The following is a 22,334-nucleotide window of genomic DNA, read 5'->3' as shown; positions in this document are numbered from 1 at the left end:
GGCATGAAGCGGCTCACCCCCTACCTGCTGATCCTGCCGGGTGGGCTGTGGCTGGCGATCTTCCTGGTGGTGCCGATGGTCTTCATGGCCTCGGTGTCCACCCAGGAGGGCAACGTGGTCGACGGGTTCGCCCAGACCTTCAACTTCGCCAACTACACCAACACCCTGGCGCTGTTCCAGACCCAGTTCCTGCGCTCGGTCGGGTACGGCCTGGCGGGCACGCTCATCGCGATCGCGCTCGCCTATCCGATCGCCTACTGGATCGCCTTCAAGGGCGGCGCGAGGAAGTCCACCTACCTGCTGCTCGTCCTGCTGCCCTTCTTCGTCTCCTTCGTGCTGCGCACGGTGTCGTGGAAGTTCCTGCTGGCCGACGAGGGCATCGTGCTGGCGCCACTCAAGTCGCTCGGCGTGCTGCCCGAGGACTTCCACGTGCTGCAGACGACGGTCGCCGTGGTCGGCGGGCTGGTCTACAACTACCTGCCGTTCATGATCCTGCCGATCTACGTGGCACTGGAGCGGGTGGATCCGCGGGTCGTCGAGGCCGCGCAGGACCTCTACGCGACCAGGAGGGACGCCTTCCGCAAGATCGTGCTGCCGCTGTCGCTGCCCGGCGTGTTCGCGGGCGTGCTGATGACCTTCGTCCCGATGACGGCCGACTACGTGAACGCCGGCATCCTCGGCGGTCCGCAGAACACGATGATCGGCAACATCATCCAGACGAAGTACCTGGTCAACAACGACTACCCGTCCGCGGCGGCGCTGTCGTTCACGCTGATGGCCGCGATGCTCGTGGGCATCTTCGCCTACGCCAAGGCGCTGGGCACCGAGAACGTGCTGGAGGCGGCGGCCCGATGAGGAAGCGCAAACTCGCCGACCGGCTGCTGTTCGGCTACGTCTGGTTGATCATCGCCTGGCTGTTCCTGCCGATCGCCGTCATGATCGCCTTCGGTTTCAACGACACGCGGAGCAAGTCGAACGTCTCCTGGCAGGGCTTCACGCTCAAGTGGTGGGGACGGCTAGACGAGTATCCCGACCTGACCATCGCGGTCATGAACTCGATCAAGCTCGCCGTGCTCTCCGTGGTGATCACCACGGTGCTCGGCACGCTCATGGGCCTCGCGCTCGGGCGCTACAGGTTCAAGGGGCAGGGCCCGACGAACCTGGTCATGTTCGCCGCGATCTCCTCGCCCGAACTGGTCATGGGCGCCTCGCTGCTGTCGCTGTTCATCAGCGTGGGCGTGGACATGGGCTTCCCCACCGCGCTCATCGCCCACGTGCTGTTCTCGCTGTCGTTCGTGGCGATCACGGTGCGGGCCCGCGTGGTCGGGCTCGACCCCTCGCTCGAGGAGGCCGCCCGCGACCTGGGCGCCTCGTCGTGGACGACGTTCTGGCGGATCACCTTCCCGATGATCCTGCCAGGAGTCGTGGCGGGGGCGCTGCTGGCCTTCGCCCTGTCCATCGACGACTTCGTCATCACCCAGTTCACCAGCGGCGCGATGCAGACCTTCCCGCTGTGGATCTGGGGGGGCCACCCGCATCGGCGTCCCACCCCAGGTGAATATCCTGGGAACACTCATCTTCGCGGTGGGTGTCGTGATCGCGGTGGCCAACTCGGTCACCGCGCGACGGCGCCCCTAGAAGCGACCGTGATCCCCCGCTTCGGCGGGGGATTTCGGCATAATGCGAGGTCCTGGGCTCTCGGTGGAATCGGGAGCCCGTGGATCGCGTGGAACCTTGGCAAGGAACAGGGAGGCGAGATCGGATTCAGGCGGGGGGAACCCGCGCGCGGTCAACTGACTGATCGGGCAATCAATTCATTCAGAGATGCACTCACGTAGGGATGTGAGATTTGTGGATCCGCTGAAGGCTCTTGCTGACGCGGAGCGCAAGCCGTACTGGCTGGACACCCCGGCCAGGCCCGAGCCGCTCAAGCGGCTCATCGGGAACACGCGAGCCGATCTCGTCGTGGTGGGCGGCGGCTTCTCGGGGCTGTGGACGGCCCTGATGGCCAAGGAGAGAGACCCTGGGCAGGACGTCGTCCTGCTGGAGGGACGCAGGATCGGCTGGGCGGCCACCGGCCGCAACGGCGGGTTCTGCATGGCGACACTGACGCACGGCCTGCCCAACGGCATCGACAGATGGCCGCAGGACATCGGCAGGCTCGAGCGCATGGGCGTCGAGAACCTCGACGAGATCGAGCAGACGCTGCGGCGCTACGACGTCGACTGCTCTTTCGAGCGGACGGGCGAACTGCACGTCGCCACCGAGCCGTGGCAGCTCGACGACCTGTCCGGGCACCTCGATCTGATCCGGGATCTCGGGCTCGACTACGTCCCCATGGACCAGGAGCAGGTGCGGGCCGAGGTCAACTCGCCCACCTACCTCGGAGGACTGTGGGAGCGCAGCGGCTGCGCGATGGTCGACCCCGCCCGCCTGGCGTGGGGACTGCGCGAGGCCTGCCTCAAGGTGGGGGTGCGCATCTACGAGCGCAGCCCCGTCAGGTCGCTGGACGACAACGGCGTCACGATCGACCTGCGCACGCCGTACGGCGTGGCCAGGGCGGCCAGGGTGGCCCTCGGCACCGGCGTCTTCCCGCCGCTGCTGAAGCGGCTCAAGCACTTCCTGGTGCCCGTCTACGACTACGCGCTGATGACCGAGCCGATGTCGGAGGCGCAGCTGGCCTCCGTCGGGTGGCACAACAGGCAGGGCGTGGGAGACTCGGGCAACCAGTTCCACTACTACAGGCTCACCGACGACAACCGCATCCTGTGGGGCGGCTACGACGCCGTCTACTACAACGGGGGCCAGGTCAAGCAGGAGTACGAGCAGCGCGACGAGACCTTCGTCAAGCTGGCGGGACACTTCTACGACACCTTCCCCCAGTTGTCGGAGCTGAGCTTCACGCACAGGTGGGGCGGCGTCATCGACACCTGCAGCCGCTTCAGCGCCTTCTACGGACAGGCGCACGGCGGCCGCCTCGCCTACGCGGTCGGCTACACCGGCATGGGGGTCGGCGCGACGAGGTTCGGCGCCAACGTGATGCTCGACCTGCTCTCGGGCGAGCGCACCGAACGGACCGAGCTGGCCATGGTGCGCGAGAAGCCGATCCCGTTCCCGCCCGAGCCCGTGCGGTCGGGGGTGATCCAGTTCACCCGTTGGTCGATCGCCCAGGCCGACCAGCACCAGGGCAGGCGTAACCTCTGGCTGCGCACGCTCGACAGGATGGGCCTGGGCTTCGACTCCTGATCCGTCGCCTCCGGCCCTCCACGGCGACGGCCGGAGGCGACACACTGGATCACATGAGAGTCGAGTTCGAGGTCGACGGGATCACGCTCGTCGGCGACCTGAGGATCCCCGACGGTGAGGGGCCGCATCCCGCGCTGGTCTTCACCGGGCCCTTCACCGGCGTCCGCGACCAGGTCGCGGGGCTGTACGCGGAGCGGCTGACCGCCAAGGGCTACGTCACGCTGGCCTTCGACCACCGCAACTGGGGAGAGTCGGGCGGCCTGCCCCGCGGGCACGAGGATCCGCAGGGCAAGCTGAACGACCTCAGGGCCGCGGTGTCCCTGCTGCGCGGCAGGCCCGAGGCCGACCCCGAGCGCATCGGCGCGGTCGGCATCTGCCTGGGCGGCGGCTACGCGCTCAGGTTCGCCGCCTTCGACCCGAGGGTGAAGGCGTTCGCGGGCATCGCGGGCGCCTACAACCACCCGTACGGCAGGCACTACGAGACCATCCTCGCCGACCTCACCCAGGTGCTGGAGCGGCAGGACCAGGGAGGGGCGGTGGAGTACCTGCCCGCCGTCTCGGAGGAGGGCGAGGCCGCCATGCCGGGCGACGAGCCCTACGCCTACTACGGCTCGACCGCCTCGCCGACCTGGAGGAACGAGGTGACGAGGGCGAGCATCCGCGAGCTGGTCACGATGGACAACATGATGGGCGCCGACTTCCTGTCGCCCACGCCGGGCCTGATCGTGCACGGGGTGATCGACAAATTCTGCTCGCCCGAGGGCGCGGAGGAGGCCTACAAGCGGATGGGCCGGCCGAAGAAGCTCGTCTGGCTGGACGCCAGGAGGCACATCGACCTCTACGACGCCGAGCCGTACGTCACCCAGGCGGTGGAGGCGACCGCCGAGTTCTTGGGAGCGCACGTGTAGTGGTGTGATCTTCCGGGAAAAGACCGGACATTCCCCCGCATTGAGCACGGGGGTGGAATATGCGGTCGGCGATGTGGGCGGTGGTGCTCGCGGTCATGGTCGCGGCCTGTGGTGCGCCGCAGGAGCCTGCTCCCAAGCTGGCGAAGGTGAAGCTGGTCCTGCCGGGCCCCTGCACGGAGACCTACCAGGACAAGCCCGCCGCCGCCAGGGCCGGGACCGCGCTCAGGGCCGAGGCCAGGCGCTACCTCGCCAGGCAGCCTGGCAGGGTCGTCTACATGGCTCGCGACCTGCGCACCGGCGCCACCGTGGGGCAGGGCGAGCACGAGCACGACATGATCACCGCCAGCGGCGCCAAGGTCGACATCCTCACCGCCCTTCTCGACCGCCGTCACCGGCTGTCCGAGGGAGAGAAGGACCTGGCCACGCGCATGATCACGGAGAGCGACAACTCCGCGGCCGACTCGCTGTGGTGGAAGGTGGGCGGCGGCGAGGGCATGAGCCGCCTCTACGGCCGCCTCGGCCTGCGCGAGACGACCCCGGGGCCCAGCAAGTACTGGGGCGGCACCCACACCAGCCCCGCCGACCGGATCAGGCTCATGGAGCTGCTGGTGCGCGGCGGAAGGGGGCTGCGCGACGGCGACAGGGCCCAGGTGCTGGCGCTGATGGAGCGGGTGCAGCCCGAGCAGGCGTGGGGGATCAGCGCGGCGGCCAGGCCTGGGGACAAGGTCGCGCTGAAGAACGGGTGGACGCCCAGGCCCTTCGTCAGGAACACCTGGGCGGTGACCAGCTACGGGTGGGTGCACGGGCCCGGCAGGGACCTGCTGCTTGCCGTACAGACCGACCAGCAGCCCGGCCACGGCACCGGCATCAGGGCCATCGAGGGCCTGTCCAGGCTGATCGGGACGCGGGTGGGCGCGCTCGACCCGACGCGGACGCGGCCCTGCGTCAAAGAGCGTGAACGGCTGCGGGGGCCCCGGAGGTCCTGAGCGTCCTCATCCCCGCCATCCATCGACTAAAATGGACAACTGGTTCTATTGGCAGACCGCACGGCGGCCGCAGCGCGGTATCTACCCCGGTCGACGAAGCCCATCTCGATGGCGCTCCCGGGGGTCCCCAGCTGTGAAGTCCTATCTCGACGTTCTCGCCACACCTGGCGCGTGGCGCTTCCTGGCGCCCGCGCTCGTGGCCCGCCTGCCGTACGCGATGCTGCAGATGGGCATCCTGCTGCTGGTGCAGTGGTCCACCGGCTCGTACGGCGCGGCAGGGGTGGCCTCGGCGGCCGCCGCCGTCTCGCAGGCCGTCATCGGCCCGCAGACCGGACGCCTGGCCGACAGGTACGGCCAGCCACGCGTGCTCCTCCCGCAGGTCACGGTGCACGCGCTCGCCCTTGGAGCGCTGCTCGCGCTGGCCGCCTCGCACGCTTCCCTCGCGCTGCTCGTGCTCACCGCCGCGCTGGCAGGGGCCTCGCTGCCGCAGGTGGGCGCGATGGTCAGGGCCCGCTGGTCGCACACGCTCGGCGGCTCGGGCAAGCTCGGCACCGCCTTCGCCGTCGAGTCGATCACCGACGAGCTCACGTTCACGCTGGCGCCCGTGCTGCTGGTGACGCTCTCGACCCTCTTCTCTCCCGTCGTGGCGCTGGCCGTCGCGCTCACGCTCATCGTCACGGGCACCGTCGTCTTCGCGCTGACCCGCGTCGGCGCCCCCGAGCCGATGCCGGTGAAGGTGCGGTCGAGCAAGGGGGTGCTGCGGCTGCGCGGCGTCGCGCTGCTCGCGCTCGGCTTCCTCGCGATGGGCTCGGTCTTCGGCAGCATGCAGGTCGGCATCACCTCCTACACCGCCCAGCTCGGCGTCCCCGCCGTCGCGGGGCCGATCTACGCCACCTTCTCAGGGGCCAGCGTGGTGGGCGGGCTGCTCTACGGCGCGATCCGCTGGCGCGTCTCGGCTCCCGCCCGTCTGGCCTGGGGGCTCGCGCTGCTCGCCGCGGCGACCAGCGCGCTGATGTTCGCCGGGTCGGTCCCCCTCCTGTACGGCGCGGCGGGCCTGGCCGGCCTGGTGATCGCCCCCGTCGTCATCACCGGTTACACGATCATCGAGAGGCTGACCCCCGCCGAGGTGCGGACCGAGGCCTTCACCTGGCTGACCGGCGGGATCGGACTCGGGCTGGCCACCGGCGCCTCGATCGCGGGACAGCTCGTCGACCGCTTCGGCCCCTCGGTCGCCTTCGTGGTGCCGCCCCTGATGACCGGCCTCGCCGCCGTGCTCATCGTCACCCGCCTGAGGAGCCTGCGTCCCCTCCCGGAGCCCGCCGCCCCTCAGCAGGCCGCGGGCCGCCGCTGACGGTCACGCGTGTGAGAGGACGTCGTCGGGGATCACCTTGGGCACGCCGCGCAGAGTGAGGAAGGCGACCACGGCCAGCACCGCGAGCAGCCCGGTGGTGGTGAGGGCGGTCACCTGGAGCGCCTCGACGAAGGCGAGCCTGGCCGCCTCGATCACCGGGGGCGGCACCTGGTCGGCCACGCTGAGGGCGGCGCCGAGGCTGTCGGTCACCTGCGGCGGCAGCCCGGGGGGCAGCACGAGATTGTCGCGGTAGGCGCCGGCCAGGATGCTGCCGAGAACGGCGATGCCGAGGGAGCCGCCCAGTTCGAAGGCGGTCTCCGAGAGCGCGGCCGCGGCACCCGCCCGCTCCCTCGGCACGGCGGCCAGGATGGTGTCGTTGGTGACGGCGAAGGTGAAGCCGACTCCCAGCCCACCGATGATCATGCCGATCAGCAGGTAGGAGAAGGTCGTGGTGGTGTCGGCCTGGGTGTAGACGGCGAAGGAACAGGCCGACATCAGCAGGCCGAGCGCCACGACGGTGTTGCGCCCCCACCGCATGACCAGCTTGGCCGCCAGCGCGCCGCCGACCGCTCCCGCCAGACCGCCGGGCAGCGAGGCGAGGCCCGCCTGCAGCGGCGTCCAGCCCAGCACGAGCTGCATGTACTGAGCGAAGATCAGGCTGAGCGCGATCATCCCGAAGATGGCGAACAGGTTGGCGCCGACCGCGCCCGAGAACGCGCGGTAGCGGAAGAGGCGCAGGTCCACCAGCGGGACGGCCAGCCGTGTCTGCCGCCACCCGAAGGACAGCAGGGCGAGCACCGCCAGCAGGGCTGCGATCGCCACGTTGGCCGCGAAGCCGTCGATGACCCAGCTCTTGATCGTGTAGACCGCCGACACCACGCCGACGACCGACAGCACCACGCTCGCGGGGTCGATCCTCGCGGCGTGGGGGTTGCGCGACTCGGGCAGCACCAGGGCTCCGCCGATCAGCACCAGCGCCATCACCGGCAGGTTGATCAAGAAGACCGATCCCCACCAGAACGAGTTCAGCAGCAGGCCGCCCACGATGGGGCCGAGCGCGAAGCCCGCCGCGCCCATGCCGCTCCAGATGCCCACCGCCATGGTGCGCTCGGCGGGGTCGGTGAAGACGTTGCGGATGATGGACAGTGTGGAGGGCATGATCGTGGCGCCCGCGACACCGAGCAGCGCCCTCGCCGCGACGAGCAGTTCGGCGCTGGGCGCGTAGGCGGTGACGACCGAGGCGACGCCGAAGCCGAAGGCGCCGATCAGCAGGAGCTTCTTGCGGCCGATCCTGTCGCCCAGGTTGCCCATGGTGATCAGCAGGCCGGCCAGCGCGAAGCCGTACATGTCGCCGATCCAGAGCTGCTGCGTGGCGGTCGGGCTCAGGTCGGCGGTCAGCTTGGGCAGGGCGAGGTGGAGGACCGTCAGGTCGATGGCCAGCAGGAGCTGGGCAAGGCAGGCGATGGCGAGGCTGCCCCATTTCGTGTTCATGGAGGCAGCGTGGCGAGTGGCGCTGACCGTTCACTCACCAAGCGCTGACAGCCCCTCCTGCGCGCGTGCGTGCAGGGGCAGGTTGACGCCCTCGGTGCTCGCCAGGACGCGGGTGTACCAGTCGCGGGCCGCTTCGCGGTCACCTGCCAGCAGCTCGGCGGCGGCCAGGCCCAGCATGATCTGCAGCCGGGTGTCCTCCGCGCTGTACCAGTCGGAGGGGCACTCGGCCAGGGCCTGCCTCATGAGCGCCATGGCCACGGCCGCGTCGCCGCGCCGCCTGGCCACCTCGCCGAGGCCCAGATGGGCCCTGGCCAGGGTCTCGCGCGCGCCCGAGCGCCCCGCCAGCTCGACCACGCGCAGGTACTGCCGCTCGGCCTCGGCCAGGTCGCCCATCCGCACGACGCTGTCGGCCATGCGGCAGCTGTAGTCGGCGATGTCCTCGACCGCGCCCAGCTGCTCGGCCAGTGACAGTGTCCGGCCGAGCAGCTCGGCCGAGGCGGGGTAGTCGCCCTGCTGGTAGGCGAGGTCGGCCATGCCCGACAGGGCGATCGTGCTGCCCCACCGCTCGCCGAGCCGGCGGAAGTGGTCGAGTGACTGCTCGAAGTGGGCCCATGCCTGCCGGTGCCTGCCGAGGTTCTGCTGCATGAAGGCGAGCCCCGCATGGCTGAGACCCCGCAGCCACGGGCTCAGCTGGTCGATCGCGGCGGCCTGCATGGTCGCGATCATGTCGTAGTCGTCGGGGGGACCCTGGAACATCGGGAGCATCACGTTGAGGAACTCCCTGCGAAAGGCCCTGGACCCGTCGTACATCAGCGGCCCGAGATCGGCGGGCTGCCGCTGCTCGGCCCACGCCGACGCGAGCACGCACATGGCGTACTCCTCCTCGAGCCCCTCCTCGGGCTCGGGGCCGACCACGGCCAGCAGCTCGGCGGCCATGGCCGCGCTCTCCGCCCGCCTGCCCCTGATCCACCAGTAGCAGGACAGCGCGCCGACCAGCCGCAGCCCGTCGGCCGCCGCGCCCTCGTCCACCGCCCAGCGCAGCGCCGCGTTGAGGTTGTCGCGCTCCTTGTCGAGCATCGCCAGCCACTCCAGCTGCTCGGCCTGGCGCAGGTGCGGATCGGCGGCGTCGGCCAGGTCGCCGTAGTAGGCGGCGTGCGCCCGCCGGTACGTCTCTACCTCACCCGCCTCCGAGAGCCGTTCGGCGCAGAAGGCCCTGATCGTCTCCAGCATGCGGTAGCGCCCGCCCACCACCTCGACCAGCGACTTCTCCACCAGCGAGGTGAGCAGCTCCTCGGGCAGGCCGCAGACCCGCTCGGCCGCCTCGAGGGTCGCTCCTCCCGCGAACACCGTCAGCCGCCTGGCCATCGCCTGCTCGTCCTCGTCGAGCAGGTCCCAGCTCCACGCGACCACCGCGCGCAGCGTCTGGTGGCGTGGCAGGGCCGTACGGCTGCCGCGCGCCAGCAACCTGAACCTGTCGTCGAGCCGGGCGGCCACCTCCCTCACCGGCATGGCCCGCAGCCTGGCGGCGGCCAGCTCGATCGCCAGCGGCAGCCCGTCGAGCGCCCTGCAGATGTGGATCACGTGGTCGAGGACGCCCTCCTCGACCGTGAAGCCCGGCAGCACGGCCGCCGCGCGGTCGGCGAAGAGCCTGACCGCCGGGTAGCCCGGCGCGTCGGTCGCGCCGGGAGGCGGCAGCCGCAGCGGTTGCACGGGGTAGATCGCCTCGCCGGTGATGCCGAGCGCCTCACGGCTGGTGGCCATCAGCCGAAGGTGCGGGCAGGCCGCCAGCAGCCGGTCGGCCAGGGCGGCGGCCGCGCCGATGAGGTGCTCGCAGTTGTCGAGGATGAGCAGGAGCGTGCGGTCGGCCAGCGCGGTGACCAGCCTCGCGGCGGGGTTGGTGGCCGGGCGGTCGGGGCTGGGCAGCATCGTGTCGCGCAGGTCGAGGGCGTCGACCACCGCCTGGGCGACGTCGGCGCCGTCGGTGAGCGGGGCGAGCTCGACGAAGCAGACGTCGAGCGGCGCCGGCGCGGCCGCCTCGGCTGCCAGCCTCGACTTGCCCGCCCCTCCAGGCCCGATCAGGGTGACCAGCCTGGCCTCCTCCAGCAGCCTGCGCACCCGTCCGAGGTCTTCTGTCCTGCCGACGAAGCTGGTGAGCGGGGCGCGCAGGCCCTGCCTGGACGGCTCGGCGCCGGTGCGGGGCGCGGGGTCGAGTGAAGGGTCGGCGCGCAGCACGGCGAGGTGGGTGGCAGCCAGCTCGGCTCCGGGTTCGACGCCGAGCTCCTCGTCGAGGAGCCTGCGACCCTCCTCGTAGGTGGCCAGGGCCTCGGCCTGGCGGCCGCTGCCGTAGAGGGCGCGCATCAGCTGCACTCTCAGCCGCTCGCGCAGCGGATGGGCCGCGACCAGCGCGCGCAGCTCGCCGACCAGCTCGCGGTGCGCGCCGAGCTCCAGCTCGGCCTGTGTCCTGTCCTCGGTGGCGGCGAGCCTGAGCTCGGCGAGGCGGGTGGCGGCCGCCCGTGCGAGCGGCGCGTCGGCCAGTGCCGCGCCGCGCCACAGCCCGAGCGCCTGCCTGAGCGAGCCAGTCGCCCGCGCGGGATCGCCCGCGCGCAGCGTCTCGCGACCTTCGGCGGCCAGCCGCTCGAAGCGGTGCGCGTCGACGTCCTGCGGGTCGATCGCCAGGCGGTAGCCCGCAGGATGGAACTCCACCAGCTGTCTGCCGAGGGCTCGGCGCAACCTGGAGACCTGCGACTGCAGCGCGTTGGCCGCCCCCTCGGGCGGATCGGCCCCGTAGAGGCCGTCGATCAGCTGCTCCTGGGTGATGACCCTGCCGGCCTCGGCCGCCAGCAGGACCAGCAGCGCTCGCACCCGTGGCCCGCCGAGCGCGACGGGACGCCCTTCCCCGTCGAGGACCCGGACGGGACCGAGGATGTCGACACGCATGGTGGCGATTATCGTGGTTCCGGCAGCAGCCCGACGATCTCCGCATAGGCGGGCATCGCCGCATCCTTCTCCAGGACGGCGAGGGCGCCCTGGAGCGCGGCCCTGTAGAGCAGCGAGCCGGTGCTGACCCTGGCCACGCCCGCGCCCGCGAGCTCCTCGACGCTGTGGCTGTGGCTGTAGAGGACGTTGAGCGGCAGCGCGGTGGCGCGCGCCAGCTCCGCGATCTCCGCCAGGTCGGCCACGCCCGGGACGAAGACGCCGTCGGCGCCCGCGTCGGCGTAGGCGCGGATCCGCTCGGTGGCGGACTCGCCCGTGCCGAGCCAGTGGGTGTCGGTGCGCGCGTTGACGAACACGCCCCTGCCCGCGACGGCCTCCAGGATGCGGGTCTGCTCGCCGACAGGGCGCAGCGTGCCGTCGGCCCTGCCGTCTTCGAGGTTGATCCCCGCCACGCCCAGTCCCGCGAGCAGGTCGACCAGGTCGGCGACGGCGGCGGGGTCGTCGCTGAAGCCGTTCTCGACGTCGACGGTGAGGTAGGCGGGCAGGTCCTTCACGAGCAGGACGAGGTCGAGGGTCTCCGCCCTGGTGGCGGCGGCCGCGTCGGGCTTGCCGTGGACGGCGGCCACCCCGAGGCTGGTGGTGCCGATGGCGGGGTAGCCGCGGGAGGCGAGCAGCGAGGCCGAGCCGTAGTCCCATGCGTTGGGCAGCAGGAGCGGGTCGCCGGGCCTGTGCAGGTCGTGGAAGGTCATCGCAACTCCATGTTCGTTTCTAGGACGCCTGTGGCGATGGCCATGGCGTGCTCGGCTCCTGGACAGGGGCGCACGCCGTGACCGAAGGTCAGGTGCTCGTCGTGCCCGTCGTTCGCGGCCACGAGGTCGATCTCGATCGGCGTGCCGTGGGCGTCGACCCGCTTGGTGACCAGCAGCGGCGGGTCACGGCGAAGGGTCTCCAGCAGCAGCCGTCCGGCGGTGGTAGGAGCGCTCTCGCCGGCGAGACGGGCGACGGCGTTGCGCAGGAGGCCGGTGGTGGCGCCGTGGGCCTGCAGCAGGACGGTGATCCGGGCGACGGCGCGCGGCAGGTCCCCGGCGGGGCCGACGAGGCCGAGCAGGGTCGCGACCGCGGCGTCCGCCTCGGGGGTGCCGTCGCCCGAGAGATAGCCGGTGGCCGCCGCGTCGACGGCGCGGACGAGCGCGCCGGTGTCGTCGATCCCGAGCGCCTCGCCCAGGACCCCGGCGGGGATCTCCATGATCTCGGCTCCGCGCGCCGCGCGGGTCGCGGCGGCCGAGCGCAGGGCCGAGGGGTCGAGAGCGGCCAGGCACTCCTCCACCAGGGCGCGGCGCTCGGCGTGCTCGGCGCCGGAGGCGAAGCGGGAGACCTGCGAGCGCAGCCAGGCCAGCGTGCCGAAGGGAGCGCCTGAGGGCACGGGCGGCGGGACGCACGAAGGATCGGACAGGACGGCACGGGCCGCCGCGTGGTCGGTGATGCGCATGGCAACGACGTTAGGTCCTGGTCAGTTCGGCGACGGCCGAAGCGTGTCGGAGGGAATGTCCAGCAACAGGGCGAGGCTGCTCAGGCCCGAGTCGGTCACCTTGAGCGCCCGCTGGCCGCCGATCCTGGTGACCCAGCCCGCCTCGAGGGCGTGGCGGCACAGCGCGGCGCCGGCCGTACCGGCCAGGTGGGGACGGCGCTCGGTCCAGTCGAGGCACGGCCTGGCCATCGGCCGCGTACGGCTGGCCGTCAGCGCGATGCCGAGCTTCTCGAACCATGCCGCGCCCGGCGCGCTCAGCGAGAAACCGGGGTCGAGCAGGCCGTGGGAGAGAAGGGCGTCGGTGACGGAGACGCCGAGGCGTCCCGCGAGGTGGTCGTAGCAGGTGCGCGCCCTGGCCAGGGCACTGGCCGCGCTGGCGGCCCTCAGGGTCGTGTGCGTGGCGGCGGAGGGGCTGACCCGCGCGGCCAGATCCTCGACCAGCTGCGCGGTGGCCGCGTCGCGCAACCGGACGTAGCGGTGCCTGCCCTGCCGTTCCTCGGCGAGCAGGCCGCCTTCGACCATCTTGCTGAGGTGCTCGCTGGCGGTGGAGGCCGCGACCCCCGCGGTCCTCGCGAGCTCGCCCGCGGTCCAGGCCCGGCCGTCGAGCAGGGCCAGGCAGAACGCCGCCCTGGTCGGGTCGGCGAGCAGCGCGGCGAAGGAGGCGAGGCCTTGTGCTGACATGTCTCCACGTTAGGGCCCTGACGGTTCGGCCTGCGCCGAACCGTCAGGCCGCCTTGGCCCGGTCGGCGGGCGCGGCGGGCGCTGGGTGGCTCTCGCGCGTCATCACAGGGATCTGCGTGGGAAGGCGGTTGTCGAGGGAGGCGGCCAGACCCATCGCGACCACCAGGGCGACGTCGGCCATGACCACCGCCCGCTCCAGCAGGCCGTAGTAGGCCTCTCCGCCGATGAACGGCGAGGTGAGGGCCGCGGGGTGCGCGGCGAGGTAGACGGCCAGCGTGACGACGGCGGTGACGACGAGCGACCTGACCAGGTTCCATCGGGGGAGCGGGGCCCTGCCTCTGGCCAGCGTCCAGCCGGCGACGGGAAGCGAGGTGAACACCACGGCCGCGGCCCATCGGTGCACCTCGCCCGACAGGGAGGTGGCAGGGCCTGGATCGGTGGGGAACAGCGCGCTCAGCATGAGCCCGCCCACCGCCGCGATCAGCAGCAGCCTGGTCGCGGCGGTGCGTCCCGGCTCGCGTACGGTCAGGCCGTAGGCGAGGAAGACACAGCCCGCGGCCAGCGCCAGCGTGCCGATCATGACGGGCGCCACCCCGCCGGGCACGAGCGCGTAGTCGCTGATGAGGGTCTGCTGGGGCAGCGCCAGATGCGCGTAGGTCAGCGCGGCGGCGCACACGAGCGCGGCCATCAGGGGAGCCAGCAGGATCATCGGCCGACCTCGGCGTAGATCTCCTCGAAACGGGCCAGCGAGGCCTGGTGGTCGTGGGTGAGCGCCAGCTCGCGGCTGGCCTTGCCCGCCCTGTCGCGCAGGCCCGTGTCGGTCAGCAGCGCGGTCAGGTGCCGGGCCAGCTCGATCACGTCGCCAGGCTCGTACAGGAAGCCGTTCTCCTCGACCAGGTGCGGCAGCGCCATCGCGTTGGCCGCGACGACGGGCAGGCCGCTGGCCATGGCCTCCAGCGTCGCGATGCTCTGCAGCTCGGCGATGCCGGGCATGGCGAACGCGTCGGCCGCCGCGAACGCCTGCGGCATCGCCTCGTCGGGCACGAACCCGAGGAAGAACACCCGGTCGCCGACGCCGATCCTCCTGGCCAGCCGCTCCAGCGGCTCCCGCTGGTTGCCCTTGCCCACCAGCGCGACCTGGGCGTCGGTCTCGTTCACGATGTACGGCAGCGCCCGCACCAGCTCGTCCAGCCGCTTCTCCTCGTCGAGGCGGCCCACGAACAGCACCGTCTCGCGGTCGGGCAGCCCGAACGCCTTGCGGGCCCAGGCCTTCGGCTCCGAGCGAGGGTGGAACCTGGTCAGGTCGATCCCGCAGGAGACCGCCTCCACCTCGCGCTCGAATCCCTGCTCGGACAGCAGACCGGCGGCCAGCGGCGTGGGGGTGGTGATGTGGTTGGCGTGGGAGAAGACGCGGCTGAAGTCGCGCCAGGCCAGCCTGCCCGCCTTCTCCCTGAGCTTCGCCGGGATGTGCGCGAACTGGAAGAGGTTGTCGGGCATGAAGTGGTTGGTGGCCACGATCGGCACGCCGTTCCTTCGCGCCGCGGCCATCGCGGCCCTGCCGACGACGAAGTGCCCCTGGGTGTGCAGCACGTCGGGCTGGATCGCGTTCACCAGGCGGTCGAGCCTGGCGGGCACCGTCACCCGCATCGTCGGGTGGACCAGCAGCGGAGCCGAGCGCAACCGGTGCACGATCACACCGTCCTCCACCGTGGCCTTGGCGGGGCCGTCCTCCGACTGGCAGATCACGTGGACGTCGTTGCCGCGCTCGGCCAGGCCCGTGGCCAGGCGGTGGGTGAAGACGGCGGCGCCGTTCACGTCGGGCGGGTAGGTGTCGGTCGAGATCAGCACGCGGCGGGGCCTGGTCGGCACCGGCACGAGGGTCGGGCGGGAGGCCTGGGGTGAGATGAGCGGCATGGCCATGGGGGACTCCTACGTGGTTGAGCCAGGAAAGTGGTTCAGCTAGGTACGTGCTTCGAGCGGGGTGGTGCGGGCGAGCGCCACCGTGCCCACGGCGGTGAGGGCGGCGGCGGCGATCGGGGCGATGCCCTGGGGGAGGGGCTCGCCGAGCAGGAGGGCGCCGAAGGCGACAGCGGTCAGGGGGTCGGCGATCTGCAGCGAGGCGAACGACACGCCGAAGTGGCCGACGGCGTAGGCGCGCTGCAGGAGCACGAGGGCGAGCAGGGCGGGAACCGGCAGCGCCAGCAGGTACCACCAGTTCCACGCGCCGTCGACGAGGACGCGCATGAGGGTCGCGGTGGCGCCGTACAGCACGCCCGCGCTGGTGGCCAGCAGCGCCGCCCGCCCGGCGGGCGAGGCCACCTTCGCCCCTGCCCACAGCAGGACCGCCGCGATGCCGGCGACGGCGAGCAGCGTGGCCGCGCCGTTGGAGCTGAGGTAGGTGGGGCCGTCGTGGGCGGGCACGAGCAGGACCAGGCCGATCAGCCCGATGGCGACGGTCGCAGCCGCGGCCAGCTCCCTGCGGGAGGGCCTGCGTCCGTGCAGGCCGGCGGCGATCGGCAGGGCGAACAGCAGGCTGGCCACGCCCATGGGCTGGACGACGGTCAGCGGGCCGAGGCCGAGCGCGACGATGTGCAGCCCGCCGCCCACGGTGATGGACACCCCGCCGATCAGCCAGCGGGGCTTCCTCAGCAGGGCAAGCAGGCCGGGCTTGGCCGAGTCCGCCGCCTCGAACTGCTGGAGAGCGGCGCCGAGTGCGAAGAACAACGAGCCGAACAGGGCTACCGCCGCGGCCAGCACAGTCATGGACGCTCTCCTTTCACCTGGATGAAGCCATATGGAGGTGTCCGTTCATGGACACCCAGGGGCACGGGGGGCGAACAGTCAGGAGTCTCCTTGCGCGCCCTGTGCGGCCGCGACGAGCGCTCTGTGAGAACCCTGTGAGCGCCTCTTGCGCACCCAGCGGACGACCTCGACGAGCACCGTGATGGACACGGCGATGCCCAGGCCGAGCAGCAGGCCCCTGATCGGGTCGTTCTCGAAGGCCATGCCGCCGAAGAAGCCGATCAGCGCGGAGTAGACCGCCCAGGAGCCCGCCGCGATCGCGTCGAAGAAGGCGAACGACCTGCGCGGATAGCGGACGGCACCCATGGTCAGGGTCGCCGCCGTCCTGCCGCCAGGGATGTAGCGCGCCACGACGAGCAGCAGCCCGCCGCGCTCGGCGAGCGCCTGCTGCGCCCAGGCGTAGGTCTTCTTGCCGCGCAGCCGCTCGCCGGCCTTGCCGCCGATGGCGTAGGAGATGTGGTCACCTGCGAACGCCCCGAGCGCGGCGACGACCATCACCAGCCAGAGGGCCGGCTCGCCCGTCGAGGCCGCGAAGACGCCCGCGGTGATCACTGACGTCTCGGCGGGGACGATGGGGAAGAACCCGTCGAGCAACGCCAGCGCGAACAGCGCGGGATACAACCACGGTGACGACATCACCTGGTTGAGCAGGTCGAGAATGGCGTGAGACATGGGATTGCGCTCCGGTCTGTGGAGGAGTTCTCCCAGAGTGGCGGCGGGAGGTGCGTGCGGCATCGGGGATGGCCCCTTGCCCGCACCCTTGCCGTCCCCTGGAAAAGTCAGGGATCCAGCTCCTCGAACCTAGGGATCGGCCACTCGGCGGCACATCGGACGAACGGCACCCGCGACCCCCTACTTTCGTCAGGTACGTCGATCCAACCTGGGGCGGAGCCCGGACACACTGGGGCGAGGATGGAGATCGGCGGTAGGCCTGGCACCACCTTTCGCGGTGGGCCAGGCCGTACCCCTTACTTTCGGCAGGGGTGGCGGCCGACCTCTCCGGCTAACGTTTCGGGCATGCGCCGCACACCTCGCCAGGTCCTCTACGACGTCCTCGCCTGGCTCGGGCTGTCCGTTCTTGCCGCGGCGGCCGGCCCCGACCCTTTCGCCGAGCCAGGAGTGTTCGCGGTCGTGACCGGTGGGCGCGTGCTGCTGCTCGGGCTGGCCGTCCTGGTGGGCAGGGCGTGGCCGCTGGCCGCGTCGGTGATCCTGCTGCCGCTCGGCCCGTGGGACTTCGGCGAGGGCCTGGCCACCACCACATGGGACTTCACCGGCGGCGTCGCCACGACCGACCAGCTGTGGCCGTTGTCGTTGGTCAGCGTGAAGATCTTCCCGCTGACGGTGACCACGCTCGCCGTGGTCTGGTATGCCTACCGGACGGGCCTGCGCGCCTCGAGGACCTGGCCCGCGACGGCTCTGTTCGGCGCGGCGGCCGTCATCGGCTCGGGCGTCGTGCTGGCCCAGGGTGGCCTCCTGCGCTACTGGGTGACCATGGTGAGCGGTCTCATCGGCTGCTACGTCGTGCCGTACCTGCTGGGCACGCTCAGGCGGCTGCTGCTCCAGCAGCGCGAGCGGACCCAGCTGTCGGTGGCCGCGCAGGCCAGGCTGCGCGAGCGCACCCGCATCGCGCACGACATGCACGACTCCCTCGGTCATGACCTGGCTCTGATCGCGGTGCGGGCGGCGGGCCTCGAGATCGCTCCAGGGCTCGCTCCCGCGCAGGCGAAGGCCGCGGGCGAGCTGCGGGTGGCCGCCTCGGAGGCGACCGAGCGGCTACGCGAGATCGTCGGGCTGCTGCGCGACGACATCGACCCCGCCCCCCTCGTACCGGTCGCCTCCGACGTCACCGACCTGGTGGAACGCGCCCGCGACTCCGGCATGGAGGTCTCGCTGGAGGTGGCGGAGGGGTCCGTGCCCTCGCTGGCCTACCGCGCGGTCCAGGAAGGGCTGACCAACGCAGCCAAGCACGCGCCCGGCGCGTGGGTGCGCGTCTCGGTCTCGCCCGCGAGGATCTGGGTGCGCAACGGCCCCGCCCGCGGCAGGCCCACCGCGCTTCCCGGCGGCATGGGCCTCACCGGCCTGCGCGAGCGCGTACGGCTGGCGGGCGGCACGATGACGGCCGGGCCCGTGGACGACGGCTTCGAGCTCGTCGTTCTCCCCCTCCAGGGGGAGGAGGATCCCCTCGGGGCGTGAGGGAGCGGCGGCGCGGACCAGGCAGGTTCGGGAGCATGGACGTTCCCCGAGCCGGCATCGGCCGGATCACCGCCGCGGTGGTCGCGATGGCCGCCATCCTGCCCTACCTGACGATCAAGATCCTTTGGCTGACCGGCGACATGGTCGGCGTGACGGCTCCGTCCCTCATGGACTCCGCCACGATGGTCGGGCTCAACGCCATGACCTTCGGCATGGACCTGGTCGGCCTCCTGCTCGCGCTGGCCTTCACGATGCGGTGGGGGATGCGCCTGCCCGCCTGGCTGGTGCTCCTGCCGATCTGGGTGGGCATCGGGCTGCTGTCGCAGATCCTGGTGAGCCTGCCGGCCACGCTGCTGCTGGAAGGGCCAGGGGCCTTCGGCGAGGACTTCCTCGCCGCCTGGGTGTACCTGGCCGTCTACGGCGGCTTCTCGCTGCAGGGACTCGGGCTGATCGTCGCCTTCGTGCTCTACGCCCGCGACCGCTGGCCGTGGATCTTCGTCTCGGGCGGCAGGCGGACCGCCGTGCCGTTCCAGCACGTCGTGGGGCGCGGCAGCCTGCTGGTCACCATGGTCGTCGGCGGCGCGAACCTCTACTGGGCACTCGGCGGCACGGCCGGCCTCGACCCGGCGGTGGTGGCGGCGAAGACCGCGGCGAGTGGTGTCGCGCTGGCCTTCAGCGGTGCGGTGGCGATCGGGGCCGCGCTCGCCTATCTGTACCTGCTACGCGGCCACGCGCCCTGGGCGGTGGCGCTGAGCTGGCTGGGCAGCGGCTCGCTGTTCGGCTGGGGCCTCTACAAGATGATCGTCCTCGTGACCGCGGGGCCGCTGCGCGCGAACGTCCCGATGGTCGCCACCGACCTCGTGGACCTGTTCTCGCTCCTGACCGGGCTGGTGATGGGGATGGCGGGCGCGTTCCTGCTGATCGAGAAGTCAGGCGGGGGTGTGCAGGCGGCGAAGGACCCGCTTGAAGGCCCACAGCGAGAAGGCGATCGCGAGACCGCTGATAGCGGCCACCGCTGAGGTGCGCAGCAGCATGTAGACGCCGATCATCGCCGACTCGTGGATGTAGAGCAGGATGCTCACCGTGGAGTTGGCCAGCAGCACGAAGGCCCACAGCAGGGTGATCCTGGCGAAGAACCTGCGCATCCGCTCGTGCCTGAGCACCGCCTGCGGCAGGTGGATGTAGTCGAGCGTGAGCTTCTGGACCATGGGCGCGTTCAGCCTGACCGAGGCGAGGAAGATCATGCTGATGCAGATCGTGCCGAACTCGGGCGTGAGGAAGAAGACGGCGTTGTTGCCGGTGACCAGCGCGATCAGGGTGCGGGCGGTGATCGCCACCGCGGCGAGGAACATCGTCGCGGGCACCCTGACCCTTCTGACGAGCCGCCATCCCACCCCGAGGTAGACCCACGACACCGCCGCGATCAGCGCGCCCGTCTCGCCCAGGATCATGAGGGCGGTGTAGAAGACGGCCAGCGGCGCGACGACGCCTTCGAGCAGGCGGGGGGCCGCCTGCTTGGCCATGGCGGTCAGGCGGGGCAGCACGACAGGGGGATGACTCAACTCTGCTCCGTAGGTCGGCCGGCGTTCAGCGTCTACCCAGGCTTCGCTGGACCAGGCATCGGCGGACGCTGCCACCGGGGTGACGGCACGGTTACCCCGGCACGCGAGGGGCGCGCCGGTGGCTTACCGTACCTGAGCCCTCCGAGTGCCACCGTCAGATTGTGCACACTCAGCACTTGTTGATCTTGTCCAGGACGAATGTCATGATCCGTGACATGCGTCCTTACAAGTCCGTCGCGCTCGGACTGCTGATCGTCGCCATCGACCTCCGATTAAACGGGTTCGACCTGCTCATGGACGTGATCGGGTGGGTCGTCGTCGTGGCGGCGCTCGGACGGGTGGGGCATCCGGCGTTCCACGGAGCCAGGGTGGCGGTGGTGGCGGCCGCCGTCGTCTCAGTGACGGAGCTCATGCCGCTGCCGTCCTCACTGACCCTGATGCTCGGCCTCGCGGAGGTCCTGGCGGTGTGGATGATCGCGACGGGGATCATGGTCTCCCATCCGGACCCCCGCACCGCGAAGGTGTTCGGCCTGCTGCGCTGGGCGACGGTGGCCGCGGCGGGATGCGGGTGGCTGGCGGCGTTCGCGGGGGCCTGGCCGCTGGCGTTCGTGGGGCTCGCCGTGCGGCTCTGGCTCATCGTGGAGCTGCTCAGGGCCGAGCGCGTCGCCCCCGCGTAGAGGGCGGGATCAGCCCAGGCCCGCGGTGGCGAGCTTGGCCCCGAATCCGAGGAAGAGGGCGCCGACGCCCGCGGTGAGCGTGGCCGACAGCCTGCGCCTGGACCTGAACTGCCCGGCGAGGAAGTTGCCCCCGAAGATCAGCGCCGACAGGTAGAGCGCGCTGAAGACCTGGATGATCGCGCCGAGGATGAGGAACGACACGGCGGGGGTCGCGTAGGAGGGGTCCACGAACAGGATGAAGTAGGAGACGAAGAACAGGATCGCCTTCGGGTTGAGCAGGCTGATCGTCAGGGCCTTGGTGAAGGGGCGCACGTCACGCTCGCTCACCAGGGCGCTGGCAGGGGCCTGCGCGGTGGAGGGGGAGCGCCAGGCTCTCCACGCTCCCCTGATCATCTGGAAGCCGATCCACCCCAGGTAGGCGGCGCCCGCGACCTTGACGATCATGAACACCAGCGGGGCCGAGCGCAGCAGCGACGCGGCGCCGGCGGAGGCCAGCACCATGAGGATCGTGTCGCCGACGAACACGCCCGCCGCCGCCCGATAGCCCTGGCGCACGCCTCGCTGGGCGGCGAGCGCCAGCACGTAGAGCGAGTTGGGGCCGGGCAGCAGGATGATGAAGAACGCACCGACCATGTACGTCCAGATGTCGGTCACCCCGAAGAACATGCCTTTCACATTAGCGTGCCCTTTTGACGGACATGTCAGGTCGGGCGGTACCACAGGCCGCCGCGCGCCCGCCGGTGGCCGAGCGACCGGTAGACGGCGTCCACCAGCGCCTGTCCCCTCGGGTTGATGCCGAGGCCGGTGCCCTGGCGGTTCATCGTGTAGCCGAAGGCCAGGCGGGCGGGCGGGTCGCAGAAGCCGACCGAGCCGCCCATGCCCGCGTGGCCGAACGCCGTCTCGGTCAGCAGCGCCCCCTCGCTGTCGGCGGCGGGCAGGTGCCGGTTGTCGACGGCCTTCATGAAGCCGAGCGAGAACCTGGTCGGCACGAGCAGCACCGCGTCCACGGAGGAGGCGGACTGCGCGGGCGACATGATCGCCAGCTGCTCCTCGCCGACCAGCTCGCCCCCCGCCGAGCGACAGCGGCCGGTACATCCCGGCCAGACCCCGGGCGTTGGTGATGGCCCCGACCGCCCCGAACTCCGCCGCGTGCGCGGTCCTGGTGTCGGACTCGCCGGGGGCCTTCATGTACCCGCCGTCGTTGCCCAGCACCAGGGCGGGAATCGAGTCCGGGTCGGCGAACGCCGCGGCGTAGAAGCTGGGCAGCCGCGCGGGAGGCTCGGCGGGGATCGTCGGCGCGACGCGTCCCTCCTGCTCCTCGGGCAGCCCCAGCCAGAAGTCGAGGTCGAGCGGCTCGGCCACCTCCTCGCGGAAGAAGGCGCCGAGCGAGCGGCCGCTCACCCTGCGCACGACCTCCCCGACCAGGAACCCGAAGGTGAGAGCGTGGTAGCCGTGCCTGGTGCCGGGCTCCCAGAACGGCTCCTCGCCCGCGAGCCTGTCGGCCATCAGCTTCCAGTCGTAGAACGCCCCGCTCGGCAGCGGCTCGCGCAGGGCGGGCAGCCCCGCCTGGTGGGTCAGCAGGTGCCGCACCAGCGTGCCGTCCTTGCCGCGGGCGCCGTACTCGGGCCAGTGGCGCACGACCGGCGCGTCGAGGTCGAGCTCTCCTCGGGCGGCGAGCATGTGCGCGCACAGCGCGGTGGCCCCCTTGGTGCACGACCAGACGTGGCCGATGGTGTCGTGCAGCCAGGGGAGGCCGGGGGCAGCGTCGCCACCCCAGAGGTCGACGACCGTCTCCCCGTCGACGACGACGCAGACCGACGCGCCCACCTCGCCGCGCTCGGTGAGGTTGCGCTCGAACTCCTCGGCGACCGTGGCGAATCGAGGGTCGCAGGCGCCTTGTACCGTCATTGCCTGAATTCACCACGAATCTCACTCCGCGTCCACCAGCGGAGCCGCCCGGTGAGATCCGACGAAT

Annotated in this window: 19 protein-coding genes and 1 pseudogene; 9 read left to right on the top strand and 11 right to left on the bottom strand. The window is 71.4% G+C overall.

Features of this window, described 5'->3' with window-relative positions:
* Positions 1-3: 3 nt before the first annotated feature.
* From ABFX55_RS26840 to ABFX55_RS26815, 6 genes and pseudogenes are all read left to right on the top strand, one after another.
* Positions 4-855 (top strand): ABC transporter permease, encoded by an 852-nt coding sequence (locus ABFX55_RS26840; protein ID WP_346125430.1) that lies wholly within the window; start codon positions 4-6, stop codon positions 853-855.
* Positions 852-1,638, top strand: a pseudogene (locus ABFX55_RS26835) (ABC transporter permease). The gene ABFX55_RS26840 and the pseudogene ABFX55_RS26835 overlap by 4 nt, the downstream one beginning before the upstream one ends.
* Positions 1,639-1,851: 213 nt before the next feature.
* Entirely contained in the window at positions 1,852-3,246 is a 1,395-nt protein-coding gene (locus ABFX55_RS26830; RefSeq protein WP_346131256.1) for an NAD(P)/FAD-dependent oxidoreductase, read from the top strand.
* A gap of 53 nt (positions 3,247-3,299) precedes the next feature.
* Positions 3,300-4,154 (top strand): alpha/beta hydrolase, encoded by an 855-nt coding sequence (locus tag ABFX55_RS26825; RefSeq protein WP_346125429.1) that lies wholly within the window; start codon positions 3,300-3,302, stop codon positions 4,152-4,154.
* Between the two features lie 59 nt (positions 4,155-4,213).
* Positions 4,214-5,140, top strand: a complete 927-nt coding sequence (locus ABFX55_RS26820) for a serine hydrolase (RefSeq protein ID WP_346125427.1) — start codon at positions 4,214-4,216, stop codon at positions 5,138-5,140.
* Positions 5,141-5,273: 133 nt separating this feature from the next.
* Positions 5,274-6,491: an MFS transporter gene (locus ABFX55_RS26815; protein WP_346125425.1), complete on the top strand. Its 1,218-nt coding sequence runs from the start codon at positions 5,274-5,276 to the stop codon at positions 6,489-6,491.
* A gap of 3 nt (positions 6,492-6,494) precedes the next feature.
* Here the strand turns inward: ABFX55_RS26815 and ABFX55_RS26810 are convergent, their stop codons facing one another.
* From ABFX55_RS26810 to ABFX55_RS26770, 9 genes are all read right to left on the bottom strand, one after another.
* Positions 6,495-7,982: an MFS transporter gene (locus ABFX55_RS26810; protein ID WP_346125423.1), complete on the bottom strand. Its 1,488-nt coding sequence runs from the start codon at positions 7,980-7,982 to the stop codon at positions 6,495-6,497.
* A gap of 30 nt (positions 7,983-8,012) precedes the next feature.
* Entirely contained in the window at positions 8,013-10,919 is a 2,907-nt protein-coding gene (locus ABFX55_RS26805; RefSeq protein WP_346125421.1) for an AfsR/SARP family transcriptional regulator, read from the bottom strand.
* An 8-nt stretch (positions 10,920-10,927) separates the two neighbouring features.
* Positions 10,928-11,665 (bottom strand): isocitrate lyase/PEP mutase family protein, encoded by a 738-nt coding sequence (locus ABFX55_RS26800; protein WP_346125420.1) that lies wholly within the window; start codon positions 11,663-11,665, stop codon positions 10,928-10,930.
* On the bottom strand, positions 11,662-12,405 hold the full coding sequence (locus ABFX55_RS26795) for a cytochrome P450 family protein (RefSeq protein WP_346125418.1): 744 nt from the start codon (positions 12,403-12,405) through the stop codon (positions 11,662-11,664). Before ABFX55_RS26795 ends, ABFX55_RS26800 begins: the two co-directional genes overlap by 4 nt.
* A 21-nt stretch (positions 12,406-12,426) precedes the next feature.
* Positions 12,427-13,125 (bottom strand): ArsR/SmtB family transcription factor, encoded by a 699-nt coding sequence (locus ABFX55_RS26790; RefSeq protein ID WP_346125416.1) that lies wholly within the window; start codon positions 13,123-13,125, stop codon positions 12,427-12,429.
* Between the two features lie 43 nt (positions 13,126-13,168).
* Positions 13,169-13,834: a DUF998 domain-containing protein gene (locus ABFX55_RS26785; protein WP_346125414.1), complete on the bottom strand. Its 666-nt coding sequence runs from the start codon at positions 13,832-13,834 to the stop codon at positions 13,169-13,171.
* Positions 13,831-15,045, bottom strand: a complete 1,215-nt coding sequence (locus tag ABFX55_RS26780) for a glycosyltransferase (RefSeq protein WP_379479230.1) — start codon at positions 15,043-15,045, stop codon at positions 13,831-13,833. Before ABFX55_RS26780 ends, ABFX55_RS26785 begins: the two co-directional genes overlap by 4 nt.
* Before the next feature lie 39 nt (positions 15,046-15,084).
* Positions 15,085-15,888, bottom strand: a complete 804-nt coding sequence (locus ABFX55_RS26775) for a DMT family transporter (RefSeq protein ID WP_346125412.1) — start codon at positions 15,886-15,888, stop codon at positions 15,085-15,087.
* A gap of 78 nt (positions 15,889-15,966) precedes the next feature.
* On the bottom strand, positions 15,967-16,599 hold the full coding sequence (locus ABFX55_RS26770) for a DedA family protein (RefSeq protein ID WP_346125411.1): 633 nt from the start codon (positions 16,597-16,599) through the stop codon (positions 15,967-15,969).
* Between the two features lie 345 nt (positions 16,600-16,944).
* Here ABFX55_RS26770 and ABFX55_RS26765 point away from each other — a divergent pair, with 345 nt between their 5' ends.
* A complete protein-coding gene (locus tag ABFX55_RS26765) occupies positions 16,945-18,120 on the top strand; it encodes a sensor histidine kinase (RefSeq protein WP_346125409.1) in 1,176 nt (391 codons plus the stop codon).
* A gap of 35 nt (positions 18,121-18,155) precedes the next feature.
* A complete protein-coding gene (locus ABFX55_RS26760; protein ID WP_346125407.1) occupies positions 18,156-19,139 on the top strand; it encodes a hypothetical protein in 984 nt (327 codons plus the stop codon).
* On the opposite strand, the gene ABFX55_RS26755 is transcribed toward ABFX55_RS26760, so the two are convergent.
* Positions 19,050-19,682: a VC0807 family protein gene (locus tag ABFX55_RS26755; RefSeq protein WP_346125406.1), complete on the bottom strand. Its 633-nt coding sequence runs from the start codon at positions 19,680-19,682 to the stop codon at positions 19,050-19,052. The genes ABFX55_RS26760 and ABFX55_RS26755 overlap by 90 nt on opposite strands.
* A gap of 215 nt (positions 19,683-19,897) precedes the next feature.
* Between ABFX55_RS26755 and ABFX55_RS26750 the strand changes: the two genes are divergently transcribed.
* Positions 19,898-20,359: a hypothetical protein gene (locus ABFX55_RS26750; protein WP_346125404.1), complete on the top strand. Its 462-nt coding sequence runs from the start codon at positions 19,898-19,900 to the stop codon at positions 20,357-20,359.
* Between the two features lie 9 nt (positions 20,360-20,368).
* Here the strand turns inward: ABFX55_RS26750 and leuE are convergent, their stop codons facing one another.
* The gene (gene leuE, locus ABFX55_RS26745) at positions 20,369-22,267 is read right to left on the bottom strand and encodes a leucine efflux protein LeuE (protein WP_346125402.1); all 1,899 of its coding nucleotides are present in this window, start codon (positions 22,265-22,267) and stop codon (positions 20,369-20,371) included.
* Between the last annotated feature and the right edge of the window lie 67 nt (positions 22,268-22,334).

The organism is Nonomuraea roseola, from assembly GCF_039535395.1.
Lineage (GTDB): Bacteria > Actinomycetota > Actinomycetes > Streptosporangiales > Streptosporangiaceae > Nonomuraea > Nonomuraea roseola.
Note: the sequence above shows the minus strand (reverse complement) of the source record. Positions and strands in the feature narration are given on the sequence as shown.